Origin of the sequence: Ruminiclostridium sufflavum DSM 19573 (genome assembly GCF_003208175.1) — a bacterium.
Lineage (GTDB): Bacteria > Bacillota > Clostridia > Acetivibrionales > DSM-1351 > Ruminiclostridium > Ruminiclostridium sufflavum.
This window is the reverse complement of the sequence record NZ_QKMR01000046.1, coordinates 1-2,754: the sequence shown is the minus strand read 5'-3', so window position 1 is coordinate 2,754 and position 2,754 is coordinate 1. Positions and strand designations below refer to the sequence as shown.

The 2,754-nt window shown below is 39.4% G+C and carries 3 protein-coding genes; all 3 read right to left on the bottom strand.

The annotated features are described in order from the left end of the window. Window positions 1-139 precede the first annotated feature (139 nt). From ltrA to LY28_RS19305, 3 genes are read right to left on the bottom strand one after another with little or no spacing between them, the layout of a single operon-like run. The gene (gene ltrA / locus LY28_RS18785; RefSeq protein WP_479692097.1) at window positions 140-1,990 is read right to left on the bottom strand and encodes a group II intron reverse transcriptase/maturase; all 1,851 of its coding nucleotides are present in this window, start codon (window positions 1,988-1,990) and stop codon (window positions 140-142) included. Window positions 1,991-2,047: 57 nt separating this feature from the next. Next, window positions 2,048-2,317 (bottom strand): hypothetical protein, encoded by a 270-nt coding sequence (locus LY28_RS18780; RefSeq protein ID WP_110463691.1) that lies wholly within the window; start codon window positions 2,315-2,317, stop codon window positions 2,048-2,050. An 11-nt stretch (window positions 2,318-2,328) separates the two neighbouring features. Continuing rightward, window positions 2,329-2,469, bottom strand: coding sequence for a hypothetical protein (locus tag LY28_RS19305; RefSeq protein WP_165835637.1), 141 nt, complete (start codon window positions 2,467-2,469; stop codon window positions 2,329-2,331). Window positions 2,470-2,754 lie beyond the last annotated feature (285 nt).

Here is a 2,754-nt window from a genome sequence, read left to right as displayed (position 1 = left end):
CATAGTGATAGGTAAGTCTTTGATATCATCTCTAACTTTTCCCCCACTCCACACCGTGCGTGCGAATTTCCCCGCACACGGCGTTCTATCAAAACTAAATTTTGCAACTTAAACTATATCTGAAACTAAACACGTTATTTTAAATACTTGCCAACTCAAGCATTTTTCTTAGGCGGTTAATTTTAGTCATCTGCTTTTTGTCCGGTTTAATGATATCCAGATAAAACTGGATTGTTTCCGGCTTTTTTGCATGAAGCAACTGGTGAACATTCATTGTTACAAGCACCAAATTGCTATAACTATCATCTTTGCATTTATGGTACGGCGTTTTGTGATGGCAGTGCATATTTCCGATTTCAAGCGTTTCACCCGTGATGAAGCACTTTCCGTTCTGACCACTGTATAGCGCAATCTTGTTGTTATAAAATTCAGCACGCTGTCCATCAAAGATATTTTCCATCAGGCATTGTAAGGTTGCCATATTTACACCAGCAAGGGCTTTATGAATTTCTGCTCTGCCCTCAACGGTATAATTGTTAATGACCACCCTTTTATCTAACGGTGTACGATTTTGAATATACGCTATCGGTACAACCGCTGTTTGCCCAACAAATCGTAGCTGCTTGCTACCGCCGTACTTTTCCTTGATATATCCGCTTGGATTTCCTGCTCGTTTTAGCTTTATGCTATGTTTTAAGGCTCTACTTACGATAAATGCAATACTCCTAAAATCAATATTACAGTGCGTGGCTATTTGATAATAGTTGTGGAAACCAATAATTTTGCTGTTGTACAACCATATCTCATAACCAATGTTAGGTGAATGCTTTAATTTCTTCACCTGTTCTATAAGGGCATTTATGATAGACCGTTTAGCTTTGTCAGATATATAGCTTTTGACAACCTTCTTTTCACCTTTAGGCACGACCTTTAATTTGAACCCCAGAAATACAGTGTAATTTTTCTTTAGGTTTGTTATTCTGGATTTTTCGGGGCTTATGTCAAGGTCTAAACGCTCTTTTAACCATAGCTTGACCGCTTCGAAAATCTTTTTGGCTGACTGGTAGTCCTTGGTGAAAATCTTAAAATCATCAGCATATCTGACAATGTGCATTTCCTTTAACTTTGTACGATTTCTCATGCTTGCGTATTCATTCGACCGTTTCCTCTGACCATTAGAGTTGAATGCGGGAGTAACCTCTTTTATGTCTTTGGTGCTCCATTGATTTTCAACCCATTTGTCAAGCTCATTTAGTACAATATTCGAGAGCAACGGACTGATAATTCCTCCTTGCGGCGTGCCTTTTTCACTTTTTATGATTTTTCCGTCTGGCAGAATTACCTCGCTGTTGAGGATTTTTGAAATAATACAAAGCAGGTTTTTGTCCTGTAAGCCTAATGTCCACATCTGCTTTAACAGCTTTGCGTGATTCACATTATCGAAAAAGCCTTTGATATCAATATCTACACAATAGTGAAGATGTTTCTGCTGCATACAATGCATGGCTTTGGATATTGCGTTTTCACAACCTCTGTTGGGTCTAAATCCATAACTGTTATCACTGAACTTCGCCTCACATATTGGTTCTAACACCTGCAAAATGCACTGTTGAATAAGTCTATCTGTTATGGTAGGGATTCCAAGCGGACGAACTCTGCCACTGCCGTCACCTTTGGGGATTTCTACCCGCTTGACTTTTTGTGGCTTGTAATTTTTGAACTTCATTTGCACATTTTCCACCAACGCTAAAACATCAGTGTCATTGATATTCACAATATTTTTCTTATCCACTCCGCTTGTTTTGCTGCCCTTATTGCTTTTTATATTTCTGTAGGCAAGTAAAATGTTGTTTTTCGATGTAATTGTATCAAGCAAATCAGTGAAGTTTTTACCGTTTTTAGATTGCCTGTACAACTTGTCGAAAACGCTTTGCATGTCGAAATACTCATTGTTTCGTAAGTTTTGTTTCTTTCTGTGTTTTACAAACAAGTCTGTTTCACTCCTTTTGTGGAGTTACCGCATCTTTTAGTCGTAAGAGAACCTTGTTTAATATTGTTTTGTTTGCCTTTCTTTAGTTTTGACTGGTGGCTGTTCCTCCATTGTCATTACAACAACTTCATCGGTCGTGCCACCGCTTTCAGTTAGATAAAAGCAGGTTGTGTCATACAGATTTTCCCTGCTAACACTGAGATAGCACTCATTTCTATGTGTTCTAACATTCCCTTGTTCCGTAACCCCTATCTTTGCATATACCCTTAGGTGTATCCTGTGAGCCTGTACGCTTGCTTTCGCCTGTAACGAAATAAGGTATTTCATAACTACGATTTTTACTTTACCTCACGCACGAGCAAATTGCTCTGAAGCCTTTTCGGCTTCTCAAAAATGTAGACCCTTACATTCGGATATTCGTCAGAATTTTCATTCATTCTCACCATAGATATTTTGTAGACCCCCGACCTAACACCCACAGCCACCTCTGGCTTGCTTTTGCCATAACGATACATTTACATTTTACCGTTGTCGATATAGCGAGTGCATTCAGTCGACTTCACCGAGCTTTTGACCCTGCAATTACTATCTTGCAACGCCAATCGGAGTATCAGGGTAGGCGTTTCGGGGCGTTACTCCATCATTCCACCTATCGAAGTTACAGTTAGACAAATTACTTTGTCCAGCCATTTTAACACTACACGGTCTAACGCCTATAGGGCTTAATCCTATAGGATAGTGGTTGCTGACTAACAAGTCGCGCC